Annotated in this window: 29 protein-coding genes; 22 read left to right on the top strand and 7 right to left on the bottom strand. The window is 59.0% G+C overall.

What is annotated here, in order from left to right; genetic code table 11:
- The first annotated feature begins 54 nt into the window (after window positions 1-54).
- From AC3IX4_RS21170 to AC3IX4_RS21130, 9 genes are all read left to right on the top strand, one after another.
- The gene (locus AC3IX4_RS21170; protein ID WP_489257337.1) at window positions 55-354 is read left to right on the top strand and encodes a Rieske (2Fe-2S) protein; all 300 of its coding nucleotides are present in this window, start codon (window positions 55-57) and stop codon (window positions 352-354) included.
- A gap of 79 nt (window positions 355-433) precedes the next feature.
- Window positions 434-922 carry a ribonuclease E activity regulator RraA gene (gene rraA, locus AC3IX4_RS21165; RefSeq protein WP_489257336.1) on the top strand — a complete coding sequence of 163 codons (489 nt, stop codon included), beginning with the start codon at window positions 434-436 and terminating at the stop codon, window positions 920-922.
- Window positions 923-950: 28 nt separating this feature from the next.
- Entirely contained in the window at window positions 951-1,946 is a 996-nt protein-coding gene (locus AC3IX4_RS21160; RefSeq protein WP_489257335.1) for a zinc transporter ZntB, read from the top strand.
- A 92-nt stretch (window positions 1,947-2,038) separates the two neighbouring features.
- Window positions 2,039-2,290 (top strand): CrfX protein, encoded by a 252-nt coding sequence (locus tag AC3IX4_RS21155; RefSeq protein ID WP_489257334.1) that lies wholly within the window; start codon window positions 2,039-2,041, stop codon window positions 2,288-2,290.
- Window positions 2,291-2,292: 2 nt separating this feature from the next.
- Entirely contained in the window at window positions 2,293-3,117 is an 825-nt protein-coding gene (locus AC3IX4_RS21150) for a mechanosensitive ion channel family protein (protein ID WP_489257333.1), read from the top strand.
- A gap of 111 nt (window positions 3,118-3,228) precedes the next feature.
- Complete coding sequence (gene sigX / locus AC3IX4_RS21145) at window positions 3,229-3,795, top strand: RNA polymerase sigma factor SigX (RefSeq protein ID WP_489257332.1); 567 nt, start codon at window positions 3,229-3,231, stop codon at window positions 3,793-3,795.
- Between the two features lie 108 nt (window positions 3,796-3,903).
- Entirely contained in the window at window positions 3,904-4,938 is a 1,035-nt protein-coding gene (locus AC3IX4_RS21140; protein WP_489257331.1) for an OmpA family protein, read from the top strand.
- Window positions 4,939-5,070: 132 nt separating this feature from the next.
- Window positions 5,071-6,216: a 4-phosphoerythronate dehydrogenase PdxB gene (gene pdxB / locus AC3IX4_RS21135; RefSeq protein ID WP_489257330.1), complete on the top strand. Its 1,146-nt coding sequence runs from the start codon at window positions 5,071-5,073 to the stop codon at window positions 6,214-6,216.
- 156 nt (window positions 6,217-6,372) lie between these two features.
- Window positions 6,373-6,549 (top strand): hypothetical protein, encoded by a 177-nt coding sequence (locus AC3IX4_RS21130; RefSeq protein WP_489257329.1) that lies wholly within the window; start codon window positions 6,373-6,375, stop codon window positions 6,547-6,549.
- A gap of 160 nt (window positions 6,550-6,709) precedes the next feature.
- On the opposite strand, the gene AC3IX4_RS21125 is transcribed toward AC3IX4_RS21130, so the two are convergent.
- On the bottom strand, window positions 6,710-6,886 hold the full coding sequence (locus AC3IX4_RS21125; RefSeq protein ID WP_489257328.1) for a PA1571 family protein: 177 nt from the start codon (window positions 6,884-6,886) through the stop codon (window positions 6,710-6,712).
- 259 nt (window positions 6,887-7,145) lie between these two features.
- Between AC3IX4_RS21125 and AC3IX4_RS21120 the strand changes: the two genes are divergently transcribed.
- Window positions 7,146-8,933: an ABC transporter transmembrane domain-containing protein gene (locus AC3IX4_RS21120; RefSeq protein ID WP_489257327.1), complete on the top strand. Its 1,788-nt coding sequence runs from the start codon at window positions 7,146-7,148 to the stop codon at window positions 8,931-8,933.
- A gap of 33 nt (window positions 8,934-8,966) precedes the next feature.
- Here AC3IX4_RS21120 and ppnP read toward each other — a convergent pair whose 3' ends face one another.
- Both ppnP and AC3IX4_RS21110 read right to left on the bottom strand, forming a co-directional pair.
- Window positions 8,967-9,251: a pyrimidine/purine nucleoside phosphorylase gene (ppnP, locus tag AC3IX4_RS21115; protein WP_489257326.1), complete on the bottom strand. Its 285-nt coding sequence runs from the start codon at window positions 9,249-9,251 to the stop codon at window positions 8,967-8,969.
- Window positions 9,252-9,333: 82 nt separating this feature from the next.
- Complete coding sequence (locus tag AC3IX4_RS21110; protein WP_489257325.1) at window positions 9,334-9,876, bottom strand: 3'-5' exonuclease; 543 nt, start codon at window positions 9,874-9,876, stop codon at window positions 9,334-9,336.
- A gap of 128 nt (window positions 9,877-10,004) precedes the next feature.
- Here AC3IX4_RS21110 and AC3IX4_RS21105 point away from each other — a divergent pair, with 128 nt between their 5' ends.
- Together AC3IX4_RS21105 and AC3IX4_RS21100 are read left to right on the top strand one after the other, a co-directional pair.
- Window positions 10,005-10,628 carry a TetR/AcrR family transcriptional regulator gene (locus AC3IX4_RS21105; RefSeq protein ID WP_489257324.1) on the top strand — a complete coding sequence of 208 codons (624 nt, stop codon included), beginning with the start codon at window positions 10,005-10,007 and terminating at the stop codon, window positions 10,626-10,628.
- Between the two features lie 122 nt (window positions 10,629-10,750).
- Window positions 10,751-11,509, top strand: a complete 759-nt coding sequence (locus AC3IX4_RS21100) for a substrate-binding periplasmic protein (RefSeq protein WP_489261333.1) — start codon at window positions 10,751-10,753, stop codon at window positions 11,507-11,509.
- 6 nt (window positions 11,510-11,515) lie between these two features.
- Here the strand turns inward: AC3IX4_RS21100 and dsbG are convergent, their stop codons facing one another.
- Both dsbG and AC3IX4_RS21090 read right to left on the bottom strand, forming a co-directional pair.
- The gene (dsbG, locus tag AC3IX4_RS21095; RefSeq protein ID WP_489257323.1) at window positions 11,516-12,274 is read right to left on the bottom strand and encodes a thiol:disulfide interchange protein DsbG; all 759 of its coding nucleotides are present in this window, start codon (window positions 12,272-12,274) and stop codon (window positions 11,516-11,518) included.
- On the bottom strand, window positions 12,271-13,113 hold the full coding sequence (locus AC3IX4_RS21090; RefSeq protein WP_489257322.1) for a TlpA family protein disulfide reductase: 843 nt from the start codon (window positions 13,111-13,113) through the stop codon (window positions 12,271-12,273). Before AC3IX4_RS21090 ends, dsbG begins: the two co-directional genes overlap by 4 nt.
- Window positions 13,114-13,288: 175 nt before the next feature.
- On the opposite strand from AC3IX4_RS21090, the gene AC3IX4_RS21085 reads away from it, so the two are divergent.
- From AC3IX4_RS21085 to AC3IX4_RS21075, 3 genes are all read left to right on the top strand, one after another.
- Window positions 13,289-13,972: a response regulator gene (locus tag AC3IX4_RS21085; protein ID WP_489257321.1), complete on the top strand. Its 684-nt coding sequence runs from the start codon at window positions 13,289-13,291 to the stop codon at window positions 13,970-13,972.
- Entirely contained in the window at window positions 13,969-15,306 is a 1,338-nt protein-coding gene (locus tag AC3IX4_RS21080; protein WP_489257320.1) for an ATP-binding protein, read from the top strand. The genes AC3IX4_RS21085 and AC3IX4_RS21080 overlap by 4 nt, the downstream gene beginning before the upstream one ends.
- 89 nt (window positions 15,307-15,395) lie before the next feature.
- Window positions 15,396-15,869 (top strand): GNAT family N-acetyltransferase, encoded by a 474-nt coding sequence (locus AC3IX4_RS21075; protein ID WP_489257319.1) that lies wholly within the window; start codon window positions 15,396-15,398, stop codon window positions 15,867-15,869.
- Between the two features lie 88 nt (window positions 15,870-15,957).
- Here the strand turns inward: AC3IX4_RS21075 and AC3IX4_RS21070 are convergent, their stop codons facing one another.
- On the bottom strand, window positions 15,958-17,220 hold the full coding sequence (locus tag AC3IX4_RS21070) for a 3-phosphoshikimate 1-carboxyvinyltransferase (protein ID WP_489257318.1): 1,263 nt from the start codon (window positions 17,218-17,220) through the stop codon (window positions 15,958-15,960).
- Between the two features lie 363 nt (window positions 17,221-17,583).
- Here AC3IX4_RS21070 and AC3IX4_RS21065 point away from each other — a divergent pair, with 363 nt between their 5' ends.
- Both AC3IX4_RS21065 and AC3IX4_RS21060 read left to right on the top strand, forming a co-directional pair.
- A complete protein-coding gene (locus AC3IX4_RS21065) occupies window positions 17,584-18,054 on the top strand; it encodes a histidine kinase (RefSeq protein WP_489257317.1) in 471 nt (156 codons plus the stop codon).
- A 116-nt stretch (window positions 18,055-18,170) separates the two neighbouring features.
- Complete coding sequence (locus AC3IX4_RS21060; RefSeq protein WP_489257316.1) at window positions 18,171-19,484, top strand: MFS transporter; 1,314 nt, start codon at window positions 18,171-18,173, stop codon at window positions 19,482-19,484.
- 148 nt (window positions 19,485-19,632) lie between these two features.
- Here AC3IX4_RS21060 and AC3IX4_RS21055 read toward each other — a convergent pair whose 3' ends face one another.
- The gene (locus AC3IX4_RS21055) at window positions 19,633-21,297 is read right to left on the bottom strand and encodes an electron transfer flavoprotein-ubiquinone oxidoreductase (RefSeq protein ID WP_489257315.1); all 1,665 of its coding nucleotides are present in this window, start codon (window positions 21,295-21,297) and stop codon (window positions 19,633-19,635) included.
- Between the two features lie 540 nt (window positions 21,298-21,837).
- Here AC3IX4_RS21055 and AC3IX4_RS21050 point away from each other — a divergent pair.
- The 5 genes from AC3IX4_RS21050 (at window position 21,838) to AC3IX4_RS21030 (ending at window position 25,767) form a co-directional block, all read left to right on the top strand.
- Complete coding sequence (locus tag AC3IX4_RS21050; protein WP_489257314.1) at window positions 21,838-22,587, top strand: electron transfer flavoprotein subunit beta/FixA family protein; 750 nt, start codon at window positions 21,838-21,840, stop codon at window positions 22,585-22,587.
- A complete protein-coding gene (locus AC3IX4_RS21045; RefSeq protein WP_489257313.1) occupies window positions 22,588-23,517 on the top strand; it encodes an electron transfer flavoprotein subunit alpha/FixB family protein in 930 nt (309 codons plus the stop codon).
- Window positions 23,518-23,767: 250 nt separating this feature from the next.
- Complete coding sequence (locus AC3IX4_RS21040; protein WP_489257312.1) at window positions 23,768-24,592, top strand: substrate-binding periplasmic protein; 825 nt, start codon at window positions 23,768-23,770, stop codon at window positions 24,590-24,592.
- 9 nt (window positions 24,593-24,601) lie between these two features.
- Window positions 24,602-24,955 carry a DUF4398 domain-containing protein gene (locus tag AC3IX4_RS21035; RefSeq protein ID WP_489257311.1) on the top strand — a complete coding sequence of 118 codons (354 nt, stop codon included), beginning with the start codon at window positions 24,602-24,604 and terminating at the stop codon, window positions 24,953-24,955.
- Window positions 24,956-24,984: 29 nt separating this feature from the next.
- A complete protein-coding gene (locus AC3IX4_RS21030; RefSeq protein WP_489261332.1) occupies window positions 24,985-25,767 on the top strand; it encodes an OmpA family protein in 783 nt (260 codons plus the stop codon).
- Window positions 25,768-25,939 lie beyond the last annotated feature (172 nt).

The raw sequence follows: 25,939 nt of genomic DNA, 5'->3' as shown, positions 1-25,939 counted from the left end.
CTAGGATGTGACGGATGAAGAGGTTTTGGTCATTTTCTGTTTGTGAGTGAGCCCATGTTCGTTGCCCTCGAGCGTCTGATTAATCTGCAAGAAGGTTATCGCAACACGTTTCAAGTGGCCGGGCGCCCATTGCTGCTCTTGGTGATGGATAACCAACCGGTGTTGCTGGAAAACCGCTGCCCACACCAGGGCGCCCCCCTGCACAGTGCCACCCTGAATCATGGCATCCTGCGCTGCCAGCGCCACGGCATCGAATTTCAATTGCCTTCAGGTCAGCCATTGCAGGGAGGTTGTCATGGCCTGACACTCTATAAAGTTGCATACGAGGGTGACCGCATCGGCATCGATGTGTAGCCTGATGACTAAAGCGAAGCAGTTGCCCTACGTTACGCTCAGTGAAATTGCGAATCCAACAGCTGACAGGAGTTCTTCCATGCACTACCTCACGCCCGACCTCTGCGATGCCTACCCGGAACTGGTGCAGGTGCTTGAACCTATGTTCAGCAACTTTGGTGGCCGCGACTCCTTTGGAGGGCAGATCGTCACCGTCAAATGCTTCGAAGACAACTCGCTGGTAAAAGAGCAAGCCGAACTCGATGGCAAGGGCAAGGTGCTGGTAGTGGACGGCGGAGGCTCGCTGCGCCGGGCACTGCTGGGCGACATGATCGCTGAGAAAGCCGCGAAAAACGGTTGGGAAGGCATGGTGATCTACGGCTGCATTCGTGACGTGGACGCTATCGCCCAGACAGACTTGGGTGTGCAAGCCTTGGCCAGTCACCCGATGAAGACCGACAAGCGCGGTATTGGCGATCTGAACGTCAATGTGAGCTTTGCCGGTGTCACCTTCCGGCCGGGCGAATACCTATACGCCGATAACAACGGCGTCATCATCTCGCCAAGCCCGCTGAAAATGCCTGAGTAAGCGCCTTAAACCTGCCTGCGGAGAAAGGATGTTCGAGGAAGAAAACGCGCAGTGGGGGCTGGTTCATGCCCTGGTACTGGATGGCAAGGGGAGTGCCCGTTCGATTGCCAGAACCGAGCTCGATGAGTTGGTCTTGCAGCCATGCGAAAGCCTCTGGCTGCACTGGGATCGCAGTCACCCGCAGACCCAGACCTGGCTTCGCAAAGACAGCGGCCTGAACGAATTTGTTTGCGACCTGTTGCTCGAAGAGAACACCAGGCCACGCCTGCTGCCATTGCCGGACGCCGAAATGTTGCTGTTTTTGCGCGGCGTCAACCTCAATCCCGGAGCGGAACCTGAAGACATGGTTTCGGTCCGAATCTTCGCCCAGGCCCAGCGAGTCATTTCATTGCGCTTGCGGCCACTGCGTGCCACCGACGAGCTGATCGAGCAGTTGGCGACAGGGCGAGGGCCGAAAACCTCCTCTGAATTGCTGCTTTACCTGGCTCAAAACCTCACCGAAAAGGTGCAGGCACTGGTCGGCGATCTGTCTGAAGCGGTGGATAACGAGGAAGATAAGCTTGATTCCGACGAGCGGTATACTCCCGAGCAGGGTAGCGTCGTACAGATGCGCCGGCGTGCGGCCGGGTTGCGGCGGTTTCTGGCGCCGCAGCGGGAGATTTATGCCCAACTGGCACGTAACAAATGGCCATGGTTTGTCGAAGATGATGCGGACTACTGGAACGAGCTCAACAACAGCCTGACTCGCTATCTGGAGGAGCTGGAGTTGACCCGCGAGCGTGTTTCGCTGGTCCTTGAAAGTGAAGATCGACGCCTGAACGAGCGCATGAACCGCACCATGTATCGATTTAGTATCGTCACCGGAATCTTTTTGCCGATGAGCTTTCTGACGGGGCTACTGGGCATCAACGTTGGCGGGATCCCGGGCGCTGACAGCCCTTATGGCTTCCTGGTCGCGTCGTTGATGATGGTGGCTGTCGCCGCCGGCCAATATTGGCTATTTCGCCGCTTGCGGTGGGTCTGAAGCCGCAATCATGAAGGTTTGTGACATGTTCGCAAGTGTCAGAGATGTGACCCATATGGAATCCACCACGTCTTTGACAGACATTGCGCGAGGTGCCTATGCACGATCCGTTTGAAGAATCCTTGCGGGACATGCTCAAGGCTTCGTCGTCCAGCCGCGACGACGATGCTTGCTTGGGCCGTGTCCTGAAAACCGCCAACCGCCAGGTGGGCGCGGGTGATCTGTTCAGTTTGCTGGGGCGCTGGTTGCAGGCCTTCATGATCGCCGTCAACAATGGCTCGGCGCATGTTGCGCCGGTGTCACGTCGTAGTATTTCTGCCCGTAATGCGGATAAGGCTGACTGAATATGGAATTTAATCTCTGGACCCAGAGCCTGGCTTCGGCCATGACCGCCATGTGGACCAAAGTCGCGTATTTCATTCCCAACCTGTTTGGCGCACTGGTCGTCGTGCTACTTGGCTTTGTCGTGGCCAAGTTGCTCGATACGTTGTTGTCCAAGTTGTTGGCCAAGTTTGGTCTTGACCGCTTGATGGGTGGCACTGGCCTGACCAAGTTGATGGGGCGAGTGGGCATCAAGGTGCCGATCTCGACCTTGATCGGCAAGATAGTCTACTGGTTTGTCCTGCTGGTCTTTCTCGTCTCGGCGGCTGAGTCGCTGGGGCTGCAGCGAGTTTCGGCCACCCTCGACATGCTGGCGTTGTACCTCCCCAAAGTCTTTGGCGCGGCCTTGGTGCTGTTGGTCGGTGTGTTCCTTGCGCAACTGGTCAATGGCCTGGTGCGGGGTGCTTCTGAAGGCGTCGGGTTGGATTATTCCGCAGGGCTTGGTCGTATTGCCCAGTGGCTGGTGATCATCATCAGTATCTCGGTGGCCATCAGCCAGCTCGAGGTGAAAACCGACCTGTTGAACCACGTTATCGTGATCGGATTGATTACCGTTGGTCTGGCCGTTGCGTTGGCAATGGGCCTGGGCAGTCGCGAAATTGCTGGCCAGATTCTGGCTGGCATTTATGTGCGCGAATTGTATCAAGTCGGCCAGAACGTCCAGATAGGGGAGGTCGAGGGCCAGATCGAAGAGATCGGAACCGTAAAGACGACCTTGTTGACAGATGATGGCGAATTAGTGTCTTTGTCCAATCGGATACTGTTGGAGCAGCGCGTAAGTAGCCGCTGACCCCAAAAATACTGTAACGTATGCCGCCGCGAAAAAGCCCGAGCTCGGGCTTACCGGAAACTGACCTGACTGTCGGCCAGACTTGATTTGAATAGAGTTCATTCGCTGTCCATGCGTTACGACCCCCGCGAGCTCACTGACGAGGAGTTGGTGGCGCGTTCGCATGAGGAGCTGTTTCATGTCACGCGGGCGTATGAGGAACTCATGCGTCGCTACCAACGGACTCTATTTAACGTGTGTGCACGTTACTTAGGGAACGATCGGGATGCTGATGATGTCTGTCAGGAGGTGATGTTGAAGGTGCTGTACGGCCTGAAGAACTTCGAAGGTAAATCCAAGTTCAAAACCTGGCTCTACAGCATTACCTACAACGAATGTATCACCCAGTACCGCAAGGAGCGACGCAAGCGACGATTGATGGATGCCCTGAGTCTAGATCCGTTGGAAGAGGCCTCTGAAGAGAAGGCGCCGAAACCGGAAGAGAAGGGTGGACTTGATCGATGGCTTGTGCATGTAAATCCGATTGACCGTGAAATTCTTGTGCTGCGTTTCGTCGCAGAACTGGAGTTTCAGGAGATCGCCGACATCATGCACATGGGCTTGAGCGCGACTAAAATGCGCTACAAGCGTGCGCTCGACAAGCTACGTGAGAAATTTGCGAGTATTTCCGAAACTTAAGTAGGAGCAAATATCTCTAACGTGTCGGTGGGTTCTGCTAGACTTGCCGACGAGTTGTCCCCCTTGTACGCGGGACTGCTTAACAATCACCAGATGGGGATTTAACGGATGAAATTGAAAAACACCTTGGGCTTGGCCATTGGTTCTCTTATTGCCGTCTCTTCGTTCGGCGCATTGGCACAAGGCCAAGGCGCTGTTGAAATCGAAGGCTTCGCTAAGAAAGAGATGTTCGATAGCCAGCGTGACTTCAAAAACAACGGCAACCTGTTCGGTGGCTCGGTAGGTTACTTCCTGACTGACGACGTTGAACTGCGTCTGGGTTACGACGAAGTTCACAACGCTCGTGGCGAAGATGGCAAGAACATCAAGGGCTCCAACACTGCCCTGGACGCTCTGTACCACTTCAACGCCCCAGGCGACATGCTGCGTCCATACGTCTCGGCAGGTTTCTCTGACCAGAGCATCGGCCAGACTGGCCGTAATGGCCGTAACGGTTCCACCTTCGCCAACCTGGGCGGCGGTGCCAAGCTGTATTTCACCGAAAACTTCTACGCCCGTGCGGGTGTTGAAGCCCAATACAACATCGACCAAGGCGACACCGAGTGGGCGCCAAGCGTCGGCGTTGGTGTGAACTTCGGCGGTGGCTCCAAAAAAGTTGAAGCCGCTCCTGCTCCAGTCGCTGAAGTCTGCTCCGACAGCGACAACGACGGTGTTTGCGACAACGTTGACAAGTGCCCTGACACCCCAGCCAACGTTACCGTTGACGCTGATGGCTGCCCAGCGGTCGCTGAAGTTGTTCGTGTTGAACTGGACGTGAAATTCGACTTCGACAAGTCGGTTGTCAAGCCAAACAGCTACGGCGACATCAAGAACCTGGCTGACTTCATGAAGCAGTACCCATCCACCACCACCGTTGTTGAAGGTCACACTGACTCCGTCGGTACTGACGCTTACAACCAGAAGCTGTCCGACCGTCGTGCTACCGCCGTCAAGCAGGTTCTGACCAACCAATACGGTGTTGAGTCGGGCCGTGTAAGCTCGGTAGGTTATGGCGAGAGCCGTCCAGTTGCTGACAACGCAACTGACGCTGGCCGCGCTGTTAACCGCCGCGTAGAAGCTCAAGTGGAAGCACAAGCCAAGTAATTGGTGAGTGATCAAAAAAACCCGGCCTAGGCCGGGTTTTTTTATGGATGCGTTTTTGCACGCTTTGCTTTATGCCGATCTGGAACGCTCCGGGCGAAGCGCCTACACTGCTGGCCTTCAAAGGAGCCCGCCATGCTGATCGTTGCTGACGAAAATATCCCCCTGATCGATGCCTTTTTTGCCGGTGTCGGTGAGGTCCGCCGCTATCCAGGACGCGCCATTGACCGCGCTGCCGTACAGGACGCCGATCTGTTGTTGGTGCGCTCTGTTACTCAGGTTGACCGAGCGTTGCTTGAAGGCAGCCGGGTGAAGTTTGTCGGCACCTGCACCATCGGCACCGACCACCTGGATCTCGCCTACTTCGATGAAGCGGGTATCCGCTGGTCCAATGCTCCGGGCTGCAACGCGCGTGGCGTGGTTGATTATGTACTGGGCAGCTTGTTGACCCTTTCGGAACTGGAAGGCGTGGACCTTGCCCAGCGCACCTATGGGATTGTGGGCGCCGGTGAGGTGGGTGGGCGCGTGATTACTGTCATGCGGGCTCTGGGGTGGCGCGTGCTGGTTTGCGATCCGCCACGCGCGGCTCAGGAGGGCGGTGACTACGTTAGCCTGGAGCAAATCATCGAGCAGTGCGATGTCATCAGCCTGCACACGCCGTTGCTCAGCGGCGGTGAGGCCCCGACCTGGCACCTGCTGGGTGCTGACGCGCTGGCCAGGCTCAAGACCAACTGCTGGCTGATCAATGCCAGCCGTGGCCCGGTAGTGGACAACAACGCCTTGCGTGAATTGTTGCTTGATCGCGTGGATGTGCAGGCGGTCCTGGATGTCTGGGAAGAAGAACCGTTGGTGGACCTGGCCTTGGCCGAACTCTGCGTGCTGGCCACGCCGCACATCGCCGGCTACAGCCTGGAGGGCAAACAGCGTGGTACGGCGCAGATCTATGCGGCCTACTGCGCCTGGCGGGGTGAGACACCCACGCTGCAGCTGTCCGATGTACTGCCACGGCCATGGCTTGCGCAAATGACCCTGAGTGCCGATTGTGACCCCGCCTGGGCCTTGGCGATGCTATGTCGCAGCGTGTACGACCCGCGCCGGGACGACGCCGACTTCCGCCGCAGCCTGAGTGAAGATCCGGCGTTGCAAAAAGCCGATTTCGACGCCCTGCGCAAGCATTATCCGATTCGTCGCGAGATCGACGGCTTGCAGGTGCGGATAGAGGGAGAGGCGCCGCAGTTGGTGCAGTTGGTGCAAGCGTTGGGGTGTAGGGTCGTCAGCTGACGACCACGGCTGACGAACGGTCACGCCGCAAAAAAGACGTGGGCTTTACCAGCCCGCAGATGGCCGCCCTGGCCGGGCTCGCCCAGAGCGCGCAATACCGACCGCCACTGACCCGCATGCTACGCTGAAGCCTTCCACCCAACCGAGGGTACGACCATGCAGCTGCACGAAGTGGGCGAGGTGCTGGAGGTGTTCGACGTGGCCGAAGTCAAAGAGAAAGTAAACGATGGCTGGACACTGATAGCAATAGTGCCAGTGGACGATCGGCCGCCGGGGCAAGCGACCAAATGTTGTTATGTGCTGGGCAAGCGTAAGCCCGGGGTTGAAGGCTAGGCCGCGTTACCCATAACGGGATTTATGTTCCCCCATCGAAAGCCTGGTGAACGCCAGGCTTTTTGTTGGGCGGGAGTAATCACTTTTAGGTAAACACCCTCATTTACCGGTGAAGTGATTTAAGAGCGCCCCCGCCGTTCACTCGTAACTGGGTTGTCGCTTATTTTTTGTCAGCCGGCGTGACCACCTGTTTTTCCAGATCCTCGCAGGCCTTGCGAATCATATCCGGGGTGATTTCCACCTCATGTCCTTGTGCATCAATGATCGAGCCGCACGGCTTTTGCTGCGGATTGGGTGGGACTTTTTTGCTGTTTTCGGTACTGTTTTGCAAGCCCATGGCCTGTCTCCTCATCAGGTTATAAGCTCAGACTAGAGCCGCCAGATGACTGCGTTGTGACACCCGTCATGAAACATTTGCGGCTACGTCAGTCCACCAGAATCTCGAATAATCTGCCAGCTTCCAATTAGACCGAAACGGTCTAGCCATCGACCGGAACATGCATACCGAGCAGATACCGGCTGGGTGCAAGAGTTCCCTCGCGGCGACCGCTTGTCGAGTGTAGGCTGGCCTTCAGACTTCGAATGCGGCTCGGTCCATGATCTTCAATTTTTTATCTGCACATCAGCGCCAGGCCCTGCGTTTGAGCTGGCGCTTTATTCGCCCCTACCGGCTCCAGTCGATAGCAGCCTTGCTTGCACTGGTGTTGACGGCGGCCATCACCCTGTCGATGGGGCAGGGTATCAAGTTGCTGGTTGACCAGGGCTTCATGACTCAGTCGCCGCAATTACTCAACCGATCGATCCTTATCTTTCTGGTACTGGTGCTGGCCCTGGCTGTCGGGACCTTTGTGCGTTTCTACCTGGTGTCCTGGATCGGCGAGCGTTGTGTGGCCGATATTCGCCGCCAGGTGTTCGATCACCTGATCGAGTTGCATCCCGGTTTTTATGAGCACAACCGCGCTTCTGAAATTCAGTCGCGGTTGACTGCCGACACGACACTGCTGCAATCGGTGATTGGCTCTTCTTTGTCGTTGTTTTTGCGCAATGGCCTAATGGTGATCGGCGGTATCGTGCTGCTGTTCGTGACCAATCCAAAGCTCACCAGCATTGTGGTGGTAGCGCTGCCGTTGGTGCTGGTGCCCATCCTGGTGTTTGGCCGGCGGGTGCGTAGTTTGTCGCGACAAAGCCAGGACCGGATCGCTGACGTGGGCAGCTACGTCGCCGAAACCCTGGGGCAGATCAAGACGGTGCAGGCCTACAACCATCAGGCCAGCGATCGCCAGCGCTTTACGGGTACCGTGGAGGCGGCATTTATCACGGCGTGCCAGCGCATTGTCCAGCGGGCCTGGTTGATTACACTGGTTATCGTGCTGGTGCTCGGCGCGGTGGGCGTCATGCTCTGGGTCGGGGGCATGGATGTTATTGCCGGGCGTATTTCCGAGGGAGAGCTGGTGGCTTTCGTGTTCTACAGCCTGATTGTCGGCAGTGCTTTTGGCACCCTCAGCGAAGTCATCGGCGAGTTGCAACGTGCCGCGGGTGCCGCTCAGCGCATCGGCGAGCTGCTGCAGTCACGCAGCGAAATATTGGCTCCTGATGACGGCTTGAAAACCTTGCCAGTGCGGGTTAGCGGCGCTCTGGCGCTTGAAGGGGTGACTTTTGCCTACCCCTCACGCCCGGATCAGTGGGCAATCCAGGGCTTGAGCCTGACCGTGAAGCCAGGTGAAACACTGGCGCTGGTTGGGCCCTCGGGCGCAGGCAAGTCGACGCTGTTCGACCTGCTGCTGCGTTTTTATGACCCGCAGCAGGGGCGGATTTTGATCGATGGCGTGCCATTGACCGAGCTCGACCCCCATGATCTGCGGCGCCAATTTGCTTGGGTGGCGCAAACGCCTGCGCTGTTCTTTGGCAGCGTGGAGCAGAACATACGCTACGGTCGTGACGACGTTAGTTTTGAGCAGGTCGAGGCTGCCGCTCGGATCGCCCATGCCCATGATTTTATCGTGCAGTTGCCACAAGGCTATGACACACCCCTGGGTGAGTCAGGCCTGGGGCTGTCTGGCGGCCAGCGTCAGCGCCTGGCGATTGCCCGGGCATTGCTGGTGGACGCACCGATCCTGCTGTTGGATGAAGCCACCAGTGCGCTGGATGCGCAAAGTGAACACTTGATCCAAGAAGCCTTGCCTACCCTGATGGCCGGACGCACGACGTTGGTGATCGCTCATCGGCTGGCAACCGTACAGAATGCGGATCGGATTGCGGTGATCGAGGAAGGAAAACTGGTGGCAGTGGGGACGCATCAGCAGTTGCTGGTGCAAAGCCCACTGTATGCGCGGTTGGCGGCACTGCAGTTCAATGCGCCGTCATCACAGGCCCGATCGGGCTGAACCCTCTTGCGAAGTGCAAGAGGGTAGGCTGGATCAGTCGCGGTATTCGCACAGGTAGGCGGTGTCGATAGCGACCTTGAGCTGGAACTTGGCATTGGCCGGCACGTTGAACTTATCACCCGCCTTGAATGTTTCCCACTCTTCACTGTCCGGCAGCTTGACGGTCAGGGCGCCAGAAACGACGTGCATGATTTCGCGCTGAGCGGTACCAAACTCGTATTCGCCCGCAGCCATCACGCCGACGGTTGCCGGACCTTCGGCAGTGCCGAATGCGATCGACTTGACGGTGCCGTCGAAGTACTCGTTGACTTTGAACATAGGCGACTCCACGAAAAAAGGGGCTAAAAAGGCTGGCCAGTATGCCCAAGGCATACCGCGCCGTCACTTGCTTTCGAAGCCTCTAGACCGGCAGCGTCAGCGGCAACAGACGTGCGGTGTTGCGTGCATCCTCAAGCGCTCGGTGCTGTTGACCGGTAAATTGCAGGCCTGCCAGGTGCAGGGCGCCGTTAAGCCCGGTAGGGCGCTCCAGCTTGCGTACCTTGGCAAAGCGCTGCTTGAGATTGATATGAGGCGTATCAGCCAGCAGGCTGTGCAATTGATGACGCTGCCATTCAAGCAGCAGTTGCTTGCGGTCGTAATCACCCCAGCTGACCCAGCCGGCCAGCTTGTGGCGATGATGGCTCAGCCAGCGCTCGAATTGCGGCCAGACTTCGGTAATGGGCGCCGCCGAATCGACATTGCCTTGGCTGATATGCGTCAGTTGTCGGCAAAAGGGTGTCAGGCAAGGTCGCCTCAGGGGGCGGACAAATCGTTGGAAATGATCCAGTTCGCGCCCTTCGCGATTGACCAGGGAGGCGCCTATCTCGATGATTTCCATTTCCTCAACCGGCCAGCCACCTTCGTCGGTGGTGGCTTCCAGGTCGATGACCAGCCAATGCGTCATAGCGGGCTCCGTTTCATGGCCTCAGGGCCAGGCGCTTGCCTGGCGGTCGCAGCGGGCATACATTGCGCGCCCTACGTCCCTATTTATAGCGTGCGAGCGCACGCAAGGCACGTTTGAAGGAGAGTGATGTGGACGAACAGCGAGCCTTGCAGGTCCTGCAAGCATTGATTGAGCAAGGTCGCATGGCCGACCCGCAGAGTGCCCGTGGCAAATTGCTGCACACCGCGACTCACCTGTTTCGCACCAAGGGTTTCGAGCGTACCACTGTTCGCGAGCTGGCCAGCACCATGGGTATTCAATCCGGCAGCCTGTTTCACCATTACAAGAGCAAGGACGAGATCTTGCGCGCGGTCATGGAACAGGCGCTGGTTTATCACCTGGCCTTGATGCAGGCCTGCCTTGAGGGTATCGAGGATGTGCGCCAGCGGGTCCTGGCATTGATCCGATGCGAACTGCGCTCGATTCTGGGTACCAGCGGTGAGGCCATGGCCGTGCTGGTGTATGAGTGGCGATCCTTGTCTCAGGAAGGGCAGTTACAGGTACTGGCGTTGCGTGATGGGTATGAGCAGCAATGGCTGGCGGTATTGGCCCAGGCGCAGGCCGCAGGGCTACTCAAGGGCGATCTGCTGATTGCCCGGCGTTTTCTGACCGGTGCGCTGTCTTGGACCACCACCTGGTTTCATAAAGACGGCCCGCTGACGCTTGAACAGTTGGCTGAAGAGGCGCTCAAGCTGGTGCTCAAGGAAGGCTGACAAGCCAGTGATGGAGTTGTTTGACGGCGCAAAAGCGCCTAGCTTAGATGGATCCAATGGGTTGTCCGGGGTGTTGCGTCTTGAGTTCCAAAGCAAGCCACAGGACATTGCGCACCCTGCTGATGTGCGTAACCGTGGTGTTGGCGGGGCAGGCATGGTCACAGATCGAGGTCCGGGTCGGTGCCGTTCATTTCCCGCCATACTCTGTGCGTCCCGAACAGGGAGTTGATAGCGGTTTGTTGCCACACCTGCTGGCGGCCTTGAATGAAGCTCAGAGCACCTATCACTTTGTGAGGGTGCCCACCTCGATCCCTCGGCGATTTGGCGATTTCAAGCAGGGGCGAATCGATATGGCTGTGTTCGAAAATCCCCAGTGGGGATGGCAGGACATCCCTCATGTCACCGTCGATATGGGTCTGGAAGATGCCGAAATCTTCGTCGCTCGCAGCCGTGAGGCCAGTGACCAGGCTTATTTCGATGAATTGGGCGACAAGCGCCTGGCCTTGTTCAGTGGCTACCACTATGCCTTCGCCCACTTCAACTCGGACCCTGCCTACCTCGCTCATCAGTTCAATGCCACCTTGACCTACTCCCATGACAGCAACCTGGCGATGGTGGAGCGCAAGCGGGCCGACATCGCCCTGGTGACTCGTTCCTACCTCAGTGACTTTCTCGCCCGAAACCCCGCCAGTGCCGAGCACTTGCAGGCTTCCGAGCGTATTGATCAGGTCTATCACCATTTCGCCTTGCTTCGTCCCGACGCACCCATCAGTGGCTCGCAATTCAATGAGTTGATGGAGCGTTTGCGTATCAACGGAGACTTGGTGAGGATTTTCAGCCCCTATCGCATTACGGTCATGGGCGTCGCGGCGCCGGAGTAAACTTCGTCACCGCGGGCCAAGAATCTGTCCCAGCATTTCCGGTTGCGGCGCACCTTGCTGTTGCTGGAGCTTGCCGTCTTTGTCGAGGTAAAAAATCGAGGGGGTTGCCGATTGCCCCATTTCTTCCATCAACGCCAGGTTGGCCGCCAGTTGCGTGCTGATTTTGTCGGGCACTTTGCTCAAGGGTTTCAACTTGCTGCCCTTACCGGCTTTTTCGTGCTGCTCCAGTGCCTGCTCCGGGCTCTTGCTGGCCAACAGTGCGGCGGCCTTGGCCGCACTGTCTTCGCGAATGATGCCGACCATGATGTGCCGCAACTGCACCTTGCCGGAATTGACCCAGGGCCGGGCCTGTTCCCAGAACAGATTGCAGTAGGGGCAGTTGGCATCGCTGAACAGGTAGATGGTGCGGGGTGCATCGGCCTTGCCGTCGGCGATCCAGGTCGATTTTTCCATCTTGCCCCACCATTCCTTGGCCATCGGCGCGTACACCAGCTTGTCCATCGGCGCCTGGCTCAGATCTTCGCCCTTGGCATCTAGCAGGGTGCCGATCAACACATGCTGGCCGTCGGCCGTGAGGTACAGCGCCAGCGCGCGCCCCTGGTATTGGCCGGCGTACCCCTTTAGGCCGCTCGGGGCATCAAAGTTGCCAAGGATGCGAACCCCCTTGTCTTCGATGGCCTTGATGGGGGCTGGTAGTTCTTGGGCGAACAGCAGGGGAGCGTTAAGCAGGGCAGCGCCGAGCATGAGGTGAATCACAGGTTTCATGGATTGCTCCTGACAGCGGTGACAGCGTCGTCCTGGGTGGGCTCGAAGGCTTCGAGCGCACGCGCAAGGCTGGCGCGCGAAAGTTCGCCCAGATGGCTGCCCAGTAGGCGACCATCGGCGGTGTAGAAGAGTGTAGTGGGCAATGCCGACGAGCCGACCAGGCGACCGAGCTGGCCGCTGCCGTCGAACAGCACATGGCCCAGGTCGAGCCCGGCGGTGGTCATGAAGGTGCTGACGCTTTGGGGCGACTCGCCCTGGTTGACGAACAGAAAGGTCACGTCCGGTCGCTCCTTGCGGGCTTGCTGCAACACCGGCATCTCCCTGCGGCACGGTGGGCACCAGGTCGCCCACAGGTTGATCACCAGCGGCCTGCCGCTGTACTGCGATAACGGCACCTCCTGCCCGGCTGCGTTCAAGAGGCTGATGTCGGGCAAGCGTGTGCCGCGCTCATAAAGCTGGCTCGAAAAACTGGCAAGGGCCCAGAACAGCAGCCCGCTGGCCACACCCCATCCCAATGGACGACGCAGCAACGGGCGACGCCAGCCTTGCCAGAGCGCGCCGATGATCACGGCGCAGATGCCGGCACTGGCCAGGAAGCCACCGTCGCGGATGTCGATCATCTGCAAGGGGTCATCCTGGTATTGCGGCCAGTAGCGCAGCACAAAACCCGCACGCGCGGCCGCGAACCCCAGCAGGAACAGATAAAACAACGTCGACTCAGGGTTTTCGCCACCGCGTCGTGCCATCCGCCAACCCACTAGCGAGGCGATACCCAGCGCCAGCAGCAAAAGCAGGTGGTGAAGCGCGAGGGTGAAGGGGCCGAGGTTCAGTGTCAGCATCAAGCGGGGATCCTTGCGGGTATAAGAGAGCCAGAGCGTCAGAGGATGGCCGGGCTAGATTAATTCGCCATTAAGGGCACTTCTGTCGGTCTGAACCTTCAGTACAGCCGATTCGCGGCATAATCACGCCTTAATCCCGCTCTGGTCTGCTGGAGCCCTTTAATCGAGCCCGATCATGCACGTATTGCTTTGCGAAGACGACGAGTTGATTGCCAGCGGCATCGTCGCCGGCCTGTCCGCCCAAGGGGCAACGGTCGACCGGGTGGCCACTGCCAGCGCCGCCCGTGCCATGCTTCAGGCCGCCCATTTCGATGTGTTGGTACTGGATTTGGGGCTGCCAGACGAAGATGGCCTGAAACTGCTGCAACGCTTGCGCCAGGAAGGCCAGAGCCTGCCGGTGCTGATCCTGACAGCGCGCGACAGCGTCACTGATCGAGTCGATGGCTTGCAGGCCGGGGCGGATGATTACCTGCTCAAACCCTTTGATCTGCGCGAACTCAGCGCCCGCCTGCACACCTTGTTGCGGCGAGTAGCGGGGCGCTGCGTCAACTTGATCGAGCACGGCCCGCTAAGCTTCGATCCCAGCAGTCGCGAAGCGTTTCTGCAAGGCACTCCGGTGGACTTGTCCCGGCGTGAGCAGGCCTTGCTCGAAGCGCTCTTGCAAAGCCGCGGCCGGGTGCTGTCCAGCGAGCAACTCAAAGACAGCGTCTACGGTTTTGGCGATGAAGTCGAAAGCAACGCCCTGAATGTTCACATCCATCACCTGCGCCGCAAACTGGGCAATGGCATCGTCGAGACGGTCCGTGGCCTGGGTTACCGCCTGGGGCCGGCGCACGCGCCAGGGCTGGCCGAGCGATGAGCCTGCGCTTGCGATTGAGCCTGATCCTGGGCACAGCCTTCGTGGTGATCTGGGCATTGGCGGCCGCCTGGATGTTGCGCGACCTGCGCCAGCAAATGATGTTTTCTCTCGACCAGCGGCTGGTGGCGTCGGCTCGAATGGTCGCCGGCCTTATTGACCAGTTGCCCCAACCCTTGGCTAGCCAGGGTGAGGTAGCACGTTTTAGCGCCGATCAATTGAGCATTCCCGATGGCATGGCTTGCCAGGTCAGCTCCATGCGTGGTGAGATCCTCGCCCGCAGCCATAACAACGACCAGCCACTGGACGACCAGCACAGTGGTTTCCACGACCAGATGATCGATGGTTCGCGCTGGCGTAGCTTCACCTTCGCTCGGGGTGATGTGCGCATTACCACCGCTGACCGACATGAGGAGCGCGAGGCACTCAATCGTTCTATTTTACTGGCCGCCTCCGCGCCTGTACTGATGGCATTGCTGGGCACGCTCGGGCTGTTGTGGTTGGGTGTTGGCAAGGGCCTGGCGCCGCTCAATCGCATGCGTGATGCCTTGCGCAGGCGCAGCCCCGACTCTTTGGAGCCGCTGCAAGTGCGGGCCTTGCCCAGCGAGTTGCAGCCCTTGCTGGAAACCCAGAACCAGCTGTTTTTGCGTATTGGCCGCACCATCGAGCGCGAGCGGCGCCTGACTGGGGACGCCGCCCATGAACTGCGCAGCCCGTTGACCGCCATCAAGACACACCTGCAGGTGGCCCGCATGACCCACGGCGCTCCCCGCGAGCAGGCCCTGGCGAACGCCGAGGAGGGTGCCGATCGCTTGCACCGCACCCTGGAGCAGTTGCTGCTGCTGGCGCGCGTGGAGGGCAGTCTGTCATTTGATGACGGTGCTTTGTGCAATGCCGGGCAAGTCGCACGCCTGGCCATTCAGGATGCCAGCCCTGGAGACCGCGAACGTATTCACTTGCAGCTCGACACTCTGACCGCAAGCTTGAGCCTGGACATGCCGGCAACCCTCGCTATCGCTGCGCTGCGCAATCTGCTCGACAACGCACTGCGTCACACGGCCGTCGACACCCAGGTAGAACTGCACGTGCAGGCTCAAGGCGAAGGCGTGTGTTTCGAAGTGCGTGACCATGGCCCAGGCATTGCCGCTGAAGACTTGCAACACCTGACCCAGCGCTTCTGGCGCAAGAGCCAGAGCAGTGGCTGCGGACTGGGCCTTGCGATCGTCCAGGCCATTGTCCAGCGCTGCGGCTGTACCCTTGAGTTCGACAGTCGCGGCGACGGTTTGCGGGTGCAGTTACAGATGCCGCTGCGAGCCACGCCGGTACAAGAAATGTAACGGCCAACCGGTCGCCTTAAGCACATCCTCGGCGTAGGGTTCGTATCGTCCGAAAGGGCAATTCGAACCCTTGAATGAGGTAGCGAGATATGGAAATCCCGATTCAAGTCTGCCCGGCCAGCCCTGCCGATGTGGGCATTATCAGTCGAATTCTCGAACGCTCGATCCGAACCGGTTGCGCCATCGACCATCGCAACGACCCCGCCACGGTCGAGGCCTGGATGCGCAATCAGTCGGTCGACGACATCGAACAATGGGCGGCGGACCAGCAGTTGCACTTGCGGCTGGGGCTACTGGAAGGCAAGCCGGTGGCCGTGGGCATGGCCATGCCCGATGGCCAGATTTGTATGTGTTACGTGCAACCGGAATGCTTTCGCCGTGGCGTAGGACGGGCCCTGATGAATGACCTGGAAGCGAGTCTGGCGCAGGCTGGTTGCCAGAGTGCATCGCTCTACTGTACCGCAACGGGGCTGGCGTTCTATCGCCGACTGGGCTACCGCAGTCGGGGCGAGCCCATCGGGTTTGCCGGTCTTTCACTGATCCTGATGTCCAAGCCCCTGTAGGAGCAGACCTTGGTCGCGATGGCATCACCGCGGTTTTTCTGTAAAACGGTGGTGATGCCATCGCGACCAAGGTCTGCTCCTACAGGGCTCAACCCGCGAATGTCAGGTTAACCCCCAACGATTCCAGCGCTTTCCAATAGCCAGGGTAAGTCTTGCCCACGCAGTCCGGGTCCTGGATCTTTACACCCGCTACCTTGAGCCCAGCCAGCGCAAAGCACATGGCAATCCGGTGATCGGCATGGGTATCGACCAAGGCATCACAGGAGGTGCCAGCCAGTGCCGGGTCTGCCGCGACCAGCAGGTCATCCACTTCAACACTGGCCAGCCCCGGGCGAATGGCGTTCAGGCCGTCATGCAGGGCCTGTACACGGTCACACTCCTTGACCCGCAAGTTAGCCAGGCCGACAAAGCGCACCGGCGTTTGGTTGAAGGCGGCCAGTACGGCCAGGGTCGGAATCGCGTCCTGCATTTGCGAGCCGTCGATCACCGCCTGCATGTTCGGGAAGCTGGCGATCACGTCCCAGGCCTTGGCATCGGGCTGGGTGAAGTCTTCTGCGGCCACGCCCAGGTCGATCCGGCCCTGGGTCAAGGCCTGCGCCGCCCACAGGTAGGTAGCCGCCGAGGCATCGGGTTCGATCAGGTAGTCGTTGGCGCGGTAGCCGCTGGCGGCGACTTTCCAGGTGCCTTCTTGCTCGGCGTCGATGCTCGCGCCGAAGGCGCGCATGCAGGCCAGGGTCAGGTCGACGTAGCCGCGGGCGCCGATATGGTTGCCGGTCAGCGCCACTTCTACCGGGCTTTCACCGCAGGCGGCGAGCATCAGTAGGGCCGATACATACTGGCTGGACAGCCCGCCATCGATCTCGAATCGCGTCGCCGGGACCTTGCCATTACCTTGGATACGCACAGGCGGGCACCCGGTCGGGCATTCGATGTTGACGCCATTGCTGCGCAAAGTGTCGAGCAGTGGTCCGATGGGGCGCTTGCGCATGTACTCGTCGCCATCGACCGTGACACTGCCGTTCACAGTGGTCACAGCGGCGGTCAGAAAGCGTACGGCAGTGCCAGCGTTACCGAGGAACAACGGCCCCTCGGGTGCCTTCAGTTGGCCGCTGCTGGTGACGATGAAAGTGGTGTCGTCCGGCTCTTCGATCGTCACGCCCATTTGCCGCAGCGCGTTTGACATGTGCCGGGTGTCATCGCTTTTCAGGGCGCCGGCCAAGCGGCTGGTGCCCTTGGCCAAGGCCGCCAGCAGCAGGGCGCGGTTGGTGATCGATTTTGAGCCGGGTGGGCTCACGTGGCCCGTCAGGGGCTGGGTCGTGGGCGTGACGGTGACGGTCTGCTGCGCGGTCATGGGGCGGATCTCCAACATAAAACGTGGGCCGGTGGCTCGGGCCGGGCCCGCAGGCGGTTCAGGCGCAGAAGGGTACTCGCCTTGGGATTTGTCGTGCTACCGGTAAATCGCTCTTTTTACCACAAACCCGCGCCTGGAAGAGCGTGCGCTGGGGCGTTGGCGAGGGTAAGCTAATTGTGACAAGGGTTCCGATCATCGGTTCAATCGAGTGTTTGCAGGCACCCACTTGATTTAACGATTTTTTCAACAACTATAGAGAACAGAGCCAACGTTGGCGGGGAGCGTGCCAACAGCCTGCAGTTGTTCAATGGCGTTGTACTGGTCAAGGAAGGTCCTTCACGTTTACTGCCTTGGTCATTGATGATGCCAAACAAAGCCATGCGAATCCTGATCGCCGACGAGCATCTGGTGCAGGTCATGCAGATCGAGAAAATGCTCAATCAGATGGGCTACTACCGTATTGCCCCGGTGCATTCGTTCGAGCATTTGCTCAAGTTGATTCAAGGTGCGTTGGACCCCTTCCATTTGTTGATCGCTAATACCGACCTTGCGAGCCATGCCGGTGTTGATATGCAGCGCTTCTGTCGGGGCAACCCACAGATTCGCCACGCCTTGCTCTACGAGACCCAAAACTTGCAAGTCCCAAGCGTACCCCCGGCCCAGCGCCAGGCAGTCAGCGTGTGCCTGCCACGCCTGCCAGACAGCGATGCCTTGAAGACATTCATGGAAATCGTCGATGCACCTCAGGTGCTTGCAGAATTGCCCTTGACCCTGCCAGGGCCCCGCCCCAAAAGCCGTATAGGCCGCCAGGACATCGTATTCTCCAGGCGCTGAGCCGATCACAAGTATTGAGTCGGTGTGTCGGTAACAGGCCTGCACTCATTTTGCTATGCTGCGCCCCTTCGACGCGCACCCAGATGCGCCGCCTGCTTATTAATGCGGATGCCCTTATGACTGCCCTTGATCCCGCGCGCCCGATCCGCCTGTCGCGCAGTGACCACAAGACCCTCGGCCTGGCTGCGTTAGGGGGAGCGCTGGAAATCTACGATTTCATTATTTTCGTGTTTTTCGCCTTGACCCTGAGCCAGCTGTTCTTCCCGCCCGAGATGCCCGAATGGCTGCGTCTGCTGCAAAGCTTCGGGATTTTCGTGACGGGCTATCTTGCCCGGCCGTTGGGCGGCATCGTGATGGCGCATTTCGCCGATCACCTGGGTCGCAAGAAGGTATTCAGCCTCAGTATTCTGATGATGGCTCTGCCGTGTCTTTTGATCGGCGTGATGCCCACCTACGCTGAAATTGGCTACACCGCCCCCCTGATCCTGCTCGGCCTGCGAATTCTGCAAGGCGCCGCGGTAGGCGGGGAGGTGCCGAGCGCCTGGGTGTTCGTTGCCGAACATGCGCCCCAGGGCCGTCGTGGCTATGCCTTGGGCTTTTTACAGGCAGGCCTGACCTTCGGTTATCTGCTGGGAGCATTGACCGCAACCTTGCTGGCTCAACTCTACAGCCCCCAGGAAATTCTCGATTACGCCTGGCGCTTTCCATTCCTGTTGGGCGGGGTGTTCGGTGTGATTGGCGTCTGGCTGCGTCGCTGGTTGAGCGAAACACCGGTATTTCTGGCCCTGCGTGAGCGACGTGAGGCAGTGGTCGAAATGCCGCTGCGTACCGTGTTGCGCGAGCATCGTGCGGCCCTGTTGCCGGCGGCACTGCTGACGTGTGTTTTGACCTCGGCGGTGGTGGTGTTGGTGGTGATTACCCCGACGGTGATGCAAAAGCAGTTTGGCATCGATGCCGCTCACACCTTCGCCTTGAGCAGCATGGGGATCGTGTTCCTGAATATTGGCTGCGTGCTGGCAGGGTTGCTGGTGGACCGTATTGGCGCCTGGCGGGCGTTGGTCATCTATAGCGTGCTGTTGCCGCTGGGTATTGCAGCGCTGTATGCCAGCTTGATCGGCGGATGGGGTTGGCCGGGATATGCTTATGCGCTGGCAGGTTTGGCCTGTGGTGTGGTGGGCGTGGTGCCTTCGGTGATGGTCGGGTTGTTCCCGGCCAAAATCCGTGTGTCGGGCATTTCGTTCACCTACAACATCGCCTACGCGCTGTGGGCCAGTACCACACCGTTGATACTGATCGCGCTGATGCCGTGGAGCCCATGGGTGTGTGTGGGCTTTTGTCTGGTGATGGGGATGGTGGGTGTTGGGACGGCGATGGTGTTTGGCAGGAACGCTGAGCCTGCGGTGGGCAGGGTGGTGATGTCGAAGCTTTAAAGGGCCGTGATATATCTAGAGGTCCGCGTCGTCTTCATCGCAGCCAAGGCTGGCTCCTACAAGGTTCGGTAGGAGCCAGCCTTGGCTGCGATGAAGACGACGCGGTGTATCGGGTGGGGCCGCGATGGTTACACCGCAGGCCCGCCGATTACATGTTCGGGTAAGTCGGCCCACCCGAACCTTCAGGAGTAACCCAGGTAATGTTCTGGGCCGGGTCCTTGATATCGCAGGTCTTGCAGTGTACGCAGTTCTGGGCGTTGATCTGGAAGCGCTTGGCGCCGTCTTCTTGTGTGACGACTTCGTACACGCCCGCGGGGCAGTAGCGCTGGGCCGGCTCGTCGTACAGCGGCAGGTTCTGGCTGATCGGGATGCTGGCATCGGCCAATTTCAGGTGGCACGGCTGCTCTTCTTCATGGTTGGTGTTAGAGAGGAACACCGAGCTCAGCTTGTCGAAGCTCAGCTTGCCGTCGGGCTTGGGGTAGTCGATCTTCGTTGAGTCAGCTGCAAGCTTCAGGCAGGCGTAGTCCGGCTTGGTGTCACGCAGGGTGAACGGGATCTTGCCGCCGAACAGGTTCTGGTCGAGCCAGTTGAAACCACCGCCGATGATCGGGCCGAACTTGTGGATCGCTGGGCCGAAGTTGCGGCTGGTGAACAGTTCTTCATAGACCCAGCTGGCTTTGAACGCATCGACATAACCGGTCAGTTCGTCACCGCCTTCCTTTCCAGCGAACAGGGCGTCTGCTACGGCTTCGGCGGCGAGCATGCCGGACTTCATCGCGGTGTGGCTGCCCTTGATTTTGGCGAAGTTCAGGGTGCCGAGGTCGCAGCCGATCAGCGCGCCGCCCTTGAAGACCATCTTCGGCAGCGAGTTCAGGCCGCCCTTGCTGATGGCGCGTGCGCCATAGCTGATGCGCTTGCCGCCTTCCAGGTACTGCTTGAAGACCGGGTGGTGCTTCAGGCGCTGGAATTCATCGAATGGCGACAAGTAAGGGTTGGAATAGGAAAGATCGACGATCAAGCCGACCACCACCTGGTTGTTTTCCAGGTGATAGAGGAACGAGCCGCCGGTGTTCTCGGTGCCCATGATGTTCAGCGGCCAGCCGGCGGTGTGAACCACCAGGCCTTGCTGGTGCTTGGCCGGGTCGACTTCCCAGATTTCTTTCAGGCCAATGCCGTAGTGTTGGGCATCGGCGTCGCTGTCCAGGTTGTAGCGCTTGATCAGTTGCTTGCCGATATGGCCACGGCAGCCTTCTGCGAACAGGGTGTACTTGCCGCGCAGTTCCATGCCCGGGGTGTACATGCCTTCCTTGGGGTTGCCTTCTCGGTCAACGCCCATGTCGCCGGTGACGATGCCGCGCACCGCGCCGTGTTCGTCGATCAGCGCTTCCTGGGCGGCAAAGCCTGGGTAGATTTCTACGCCCAGGTTCTCGGCCTGTTGGGCCAGCCAACGGCACAGGTTGCCCAGCGAAATGATGTAGTTGCCTTCGTTGTGCATGGTCTTGGGCACGAACAGGTCAGGCACCTTGATGGCGCCCTCGGCATTCTTGAGCACAAAGATGTCGTCGCGTTTGACTTCGGTGTTCAGCGGCGCGCCCAGTTCTTTCCAGTCCGGGAACAACTCGTTGAGTGCGCGCGGTTCGAACACGGCGCCGGAGAGGATGTGGGCACCGACTTCGGAGCCTTTCTCGACCACGCAGACGCTGATTTCGTTACCGGCTTCGGCGGCCTTCTGCTTCAGTCGGCAGGCGGCGGACAGGCCCGCCGGGCCTGCGCCGACGATGACCACGTCGAATTCCATGTATTCGCGTTCCACAGGTTCTCTCCTACTCAAGGCTCATCAGTATTTTTCTAATTGGTCGTGTCGGCGGCACTGCGAATGGCCCGTGATGCTGTAGCACATGCACAAACGGACTACACAGTTTTGTCTCGAGCCGCGCATTATATCTACACCACTGCGGAGGTCCAATACAAACGTTTGTTTGAATTTACTGGAGACCAGTAAAATCAAAGATAGGCGGCTAATGACTGGCCAGTTTGCCGTATTGACCGGATTAGGTGTTCCGGTCAAGATACGGTCGGTTTTGCGCTCGCCGTAGGCTGACCGTCGGATGCAGGAGCACCCCTAAAGACCAGCAAAACGCAGTGCAGAAGTGCCAGATCCGTTTTTGTAGTGGAGTCTACACGTCGCAACAACGGATGACTTAGCGGTTTTACCGTTAACAGTCGATTCAAGACTGATAAGTCAGGCTAAATTTGCGCCGCGGCCATCGTTTTTAGAGGTGCCCTTGTGCCCACGAGCATCGCCGGGTCCGTCCAGGCGACAATCTTTTCACCGGAGAGTAACGAGGAATCCATGAAGGTTCTTGTAGCTGTCAAACGAGTGGTCGACTATAACGTCAAGGTTCGCGTCAAAGCGGATAACTCCGGCGTCGACCTTGCTAACGTCAAGATGTCCATGAACCCCTTCTGCGAGATCGCCGTGGAAGAAGCCGTCCGCCTGAAGGAAAAAGGCGTGGCGAGCGAGATCGTCGTCGTTACCGTTGGTCCCGCCACTGCGCAGGAACAACTGCGTACGGCCCTGGCGCTGGGCGCAGATCGCGCTGTGTTGGTGGAGTCTGCTGAAGAGCTGACTTCCCTGGCTGTGGCCAAGCTGCTCAAGGCTGTTGTCGACAAGGAGCAGCCTCAACTGGTGATCCTTGGCAAACAGGCCATCGACAGCGACAACAACCAGACCGGCCAGATGCTCGCAGCGCTGAGTGGTTACGCTCAGGGCACTTTCGCCTCCAAGGTCGAAATTGCTGGCGACAAAGTCAGCGTCATCCGTGAAGTCGACGGCGGCCTGCAGACCGTTTCGCTGAATCTGCCAGCCATCGTCACCACCGACCTGCGGTTGAACGAGCCTCGCTACGCTTCCTTGCCCAACATCATGAAGGCCAAGAAGAAGCCGCTGGAAACCGTCACCCCGGATGCCCTGGGTGTTTCCACCGCTTCGACCAACAAGACCCTGAAAGTTGAAGCCCCGGCTGCTCGCAGCGCAGGCATCAAGGTCAAGTCGGTTGCAGAACTGGTCGAGAAACTGAAGAACGAAGCGAAGGTAATCTAAATGACTATCCTGGTTATCGCTGAACACGAAAACGGTGTCGTAGCCCCGGCTACCTTGAACACCGTGGCGGCTGCCGCCAAAATCGGTGGTGATGTTCATGTACTGGTTGCCGGCGCAAGCGTCGGTGGTGTTGCCGAAGCGGCTGCGAAAATCGCAGGCGTGGCCAAGGTGCTGGTGGCCGATAACGCCGCCTACGCCCACCAGCTGCCGGAAAACGTTGCGCCGCTGATTGCAGAGCTGGGTGCTGGCTATAGCCACATCCTCGCGCCTGCCACTTCCAACGGCAAAAACATCCTGCCGCGCGTGGCCGCTCAGTTGGACGTCGACCAGATCTCCGAGATCATCTCGGTAGAATCGGCTGACACCTTCAAGCGTCCGATCTACGCCGGTAACGCCATTGCCACCGTGCAATCGACGGCGGCCATCAAGGTCATCACCGTGCGTGCGACTGGCTTCGACCCTGTTGCTGCAGAAGGCGGTTCGGCTGCGGTTGAAACCGTTGCGGCGGTTCACAACGCAGGCAAATCGTCCTTCGTTGGCGAAGAGCTGGCCAAGTCCGATCGCCCTGAGCTGACCGCTGCCAAGATCGTCGTTTCCGGCGGTCGCGGCATGCAGAACGGCGACAACTTCAAGCACCTGTACGCACTGGCCGACAAGCTGGGCGCTGCCGTGGGTGCTTCGCGCGCTGCGGTCGACGCAGGCTTCGTACCGAACGACATGCAGGTCGGCCAAACCGGCAAAATCGTTGCGCCACAGCTGTACATCGCCGTCGGTATCTCCGGCGCGATCCAGCACCTGGCCGGTATGAAAGACTCCAAAGTGATCGTTGCGATCAACAAGGATGAAGAGGCGCCGATCTTCCAGGTGGCTGATTACGGCCTGGTTGCGGACCTGTTCGAAGCCATTCCTGAGATGGAGAAGCTGGTCTAATCCAGCGGCTTCACTTATAAAAGAGCCCGATCAATCGATCAGGTTCAGGTGGCTGATGATCCCTTGTAGGAGCCAGGCTTGCCGGAATGCCGGACCACTGCGATGGCTGCGCCGCTGTGTATCAGGCAGACGGCGTTGTCTTTATCGCGGGTAAACCCGGCTCCTACCGGGGTGTCATCACTCTGAGCCCGATCAATCGATCGGGTTTTTTTTTTTTTGGATGGCCCATTTGTAAAAAGGAGAGGAGTGCATGGGACGGCTTGGCCGGTTCAAGGCAGTGGCCATGATAGGTGCGCTGTTGCTGCCTTCGTTGGCATTGGCAGTGGGTAAGTGCGAGCGCCTGGTGGTCACCGGTAGCCCGGATGCCCCGCCTTATTTATGGCAGGACCCCAAGGATCCGCTGCATCTGATCGGCGCCAATGCCGATCTGCTGACCCAAGTGGCCAGCGAGTTGGGCTTGAAGGTCGATATTCGTTATGGCGGCAAGCGCGCCGGTGCCCAGGAGGAGGTGCGCAGCGGTCGCATGGACCTTTTGCTGGATGCGCCGCTGATGGTCGATCAGCTCGGTTCCATGGACTACATTCATCCGGCCTTGGTGCAGAACGACTATCTGGTCTGGACCCGGCACGATGCTGGGCTGGCTTACCACGGCTTGGCAGATTTGTACGGGCATGTGGGCGCTGTTTCGCAACGCGCACGATTGACCCCCGCCTTCCAGGCGCTGGCTAATGAGCATTTGAAGCTTGAAAAAACTGAGAACCTGACCCAGGCATTCCAGAAGCTGGTGCTGGGGCAAGTCGAATATGTGCTTGCCGGCCGTTATGCCGGCCTTGCCTACAGTCAGAGCCTAGGCATGGGCGGTGACTTGGTGTCGCACGATTTGCCGGTGGATCGGCCAGGCTTGTACCTCGCGTTGTCGCACAACTCGGCCTGTAATGATCCGTGGTTGCGCGGACAGCTGGCAAAAAAAATGACAGAATTGCCGGCCTCAGGCCATACCGAAGCTGTATTGCAACGCAATGTCGAGCGCTGGAAAGCACAGATGCAGCCATCGCTCGACACCTCTAAACAGTAGGAAGACTTTGTGAGAATCCAACCGCTATTCGCTGCCGTGGCGATGCTGGCCCTGGCAGGCTGTGCCAATGACCCGGCGCCCACCGAACAGATCCGCCTGACCGAGCAGGCGCTCGAGCAGGCCAAGGCTGTCGGCGCTACCGAAGACGTGCCGGAGCTCAAGATCGCTGATGAAAAATTCGGCCGCGCACGCGCCGATATCACCAGTCAGGACTTCAAAGACGCACGTATGAAGGCCGAGCAGGCCGAGCTCGATGCTCGACTCGCCGAAGCCCGTGTGCTGACCGCCAAGAGCCAGGAGCAACTGACCGTACTCGAGGCGCGAATCAAGCGTTTGCACAAGCAGTTGGGGGAGCAGCAGTGAGAGTGATCAAACCCACGGCATGTGCATGGATGATGCTGGCGGCAATCGGTCTGGCCGGTTGCGCCAGTGAGCGCACCGAAACGGCGCTGCAACTGGCAGCGGACAATTTCCAGAAGGTGAAGGAAGATTCCAACGTCCTGCGCAGTGCCCCGCGTGATGTGATTCGTGCTGGCGAATCGCTGGCCAAGGCTGATCGTTTGAGCAGCTACTGGGGGACGGGCGTTGATGTGCGTCATTACGCGTACCTGAGCCAGCGCTATAGCGAGATCGCTCGCGAACACACGCTGTTGGTGCTCAATGAAGAACGCCTGGCCAAGCTTGAGCTTGAACGCCAGCGTCTGCAGTTGGCCCTGCGCGAAGCCAAGCTTGCCAGCGTTCAGCAACAGGGCAAATGGCTGGAAGAGCAGATCACCAACCTTGCCAACAACGACGATGATCGCGGCCTGGTATTGACCCTGGGCGATGTGCTGTTCGACACCGGCGAGGCTGATCTTAAATCGTCAGCCAACCGCACCGTGCTCAAACTGGTTCAGTTTCTCCAGTTGAACCCCAAGCGCGTCGTCCGCATCGAGGGCTACACCGACAGCACCGGCAGCAAGCAGGACAATCTGCAATTGTCGCGTGCCAGGGCGCAGTCAGTGGCCGACATGCTGGTTGACCTGGGTGTCGATGAGAAGCGTATCCAGGTCCAGGGCTATGGTGATGAATACCCCGTCGAGGTCAATGCATCCGAGCGGGGGCGAGCCAAGAACCGTCGTGTAGAGATCGTTTTCTCAGATGACAAAGGCCAGCTGGGTGCCGCGCGCGAATAAACCAAAGCGCGGGCTTGCCCCGCTCTGAGGTGGGCGATAGCCCGTTTTTCGAAAGGGAAACGGGCTTTTTTACGTCTGCGCGAAAGCTTTGCTGCATTTTGTCGACGGCGCACGGTTGCATCTGTCACAAGACTGTATTGTCGACTATTCTGGAAACTGTCCCAGTACACTT

The sequence above is a fragment of the Pseudomonas sp. KH_021 genome, from assembly GCF_057838865.1.
Note: the sequence above shows the minus strand (reverse complement) of the source record. Positions and strands in the feature narration are given on the sequence as shown.

Excerpts from the sequence above, each read along its gene's own strand:
- AC3IX4_RS21060 (WP_489257316.1), top strand. The coding sequence starts at position 18,171 with ATGACTGCCCTTGATCCCGCGCGCCCGATCCGCCTGTCGCGCAGTGAC.
- pdxB (WP_489257330.1), top strand. The coding sequence starts at position 5,071 with ATGCTGATCGTTGCTGACGAAAATATCCCCCTGATCGATGCCTTTTTT.
- AC3IX4_RS21170 (WP_489257337.1), top strand. The coding sequence starts at position 55 with ATGTTCGTTGCCCTCGAGCGTCTGATTAATCTGCAAGAAGGTTATCGC.
- AC3IX4_RS21140 (WP_489257331.1), top strand. The coding sequence starts at position 3,904 with ATGAAATTGAAAAACACCTTGGGCTTGGCCATTGGTTCTCTTATTGCC.
- AC3IX4_RS21100 (WP_489261333.1), top strand. The coding sequence starts at position 10,751 with ATGTGCGTAACCGTGGTGTTGGCGGGGCAGGCATGGTCACAGATCGAG.
- AC3IX4_RS21030 (WP_489261332.1), top strand. The coding sequence starts at position 24,985 with ATGATGCTGGCGGCAATCGGTCTGGCCGGTTGCGCCAGTGAGCGCACC.
- AC3IX4_RS21085 (WP_489257321.1), top strand. The coding sequence starts at position 13,289 with ATGCACGTATTGCTTTGCGAAGACGACGAGTTGATTGCCAGCGGCATC.
- AC3IX4_RS21160 (WP_489257335.1), top strand. The coding sequence starts at position 951 with ATGTTCGAGGAAGAAAACGCGCAGTGGGGGCTGGTTCATGCCCTGGTA.
- AC3IX4_RS21040 (WP_489257312.1), top strand. The coding sequence starts at position 23,768 with ATGGGACGGCTTGGCCGGTTCAAGGCAGTGGCCATGATAGGTGCGCTG.
- AC3IX4_RS21045 (WP_489257313.1), top strand. The coding sequence starts at position 22,588 with ATGACTATCCTGGTTATCGCTGAACACGAAAACGGTGTCGTAGCCCCG.
- AC3IX4_RS21050 (WP_489257314.1), top strand. The coding sequence starts at position 21,838 with ATGAAGGTTCTTGTAGCTGTCAAACGAGTGGTCGACTATAACGTCAAG.
- AC3IX4_RS21110 (WP_489257325.1), bottom strand. The coding sequence starts at position 9,876 with ATGACGCATTGGCTGGTCATCGACCTGGAAGCCACCACCGACGAAGGT.
- AC3IX4_RS21080 (WP_489257320.1), top strand. The coding sequence starts at position 13,969 with ATGAGCCTGCGCTTGCGATTGAGCCTGATCCTGGGCACAGCCTTCGTG.
- sigX (WP_489257332.1), top strand. The coding sequence starts at position 3,229 with ATGCGTTACGACCCCCGCGAGCTCACTGACGAGGAGTTGGTGGCGCGT.
- AC3IX4_RS21065 (WP_489257317.1), top strand. The coding sequence starts at position 17,584 with ATGCCAAACAAAGCCATGCGAATCCTGATCGCCGACGAGCATCTGGTG.
- AC3IX4_RS21125 (WP_489257328.1), bottom strand. The coding sequence starts at position 6,886 with ATGGGCTTGCAAAACAGTACCGAAAACAGCAAAAAAGTCCCACCCAAT.
- AC3IX4_RS21120 (WP_489257327.1), top strand. The coding sequence starts at position 7,146 with ATGATCTTCAATTTTTTATCTGCACATCAGCGCCAGGCCCTGCGTTTG.
- dsbG (WP_489257323.1), bottom strand. The coding sequence starts at position 12,274 with ATGAAACCTGTGATTCACCTCATGCTCGGCGCTGCCCTGCTTAACGCT.
- AC3IX4_RS21075 (WP_489257319.1), top strand. The coding sequence starts at position 15,396 with ATGGAAATCCCGATTCAAGTCTGCCCGGCCAGCCCTGCCGATGTGGGC.
- AC3IX4_RS21070 (WP_489257318.1), bottom strand. The coding sequence starts at position 17,220 with ATGACCGCGCAGCAGACCGTCACCGTCACGCCCACGACCCAGCCCCTG.
- AC3IX4_RS21150 (WP_489257333.1), top strand. The coding sequence starts at position 2,293 with ATGGAATTTAATCTCTGGACCCAGAGCCTGGCTTCGGCCATGACCGCC.
- rraA (WP_489257336.1), top strand. The coding sequence starts at position 434 with ATGCACTACCTCACGCCCGACCTCTGCGATGCCTACCCGGAACTGGTG.
- AC3IX4_RS21090 (WP_489257322.1), bottom strand. The coding sequence starts at position 13,113 with ATGCTGACACTGAACCTCGGCCCCTTCACCCTCGCGCTTCACCACCTG.
- AC3IX4_RS21130 (WP_489257329.1), top strand. The coding sequence starts at position 6,373 with ATGCAGCTGCACGAAGTGGGCGAGGTGCTGGAGGTGTTCGACGTGGCC.
- ppnP (WP_489257326.1), bottom strand. The coding sequence starts at position 9,251 with ATGTTCAAAGTCAACGAGTACTTCGACGGCACCGTCAAGTCGATCGCA.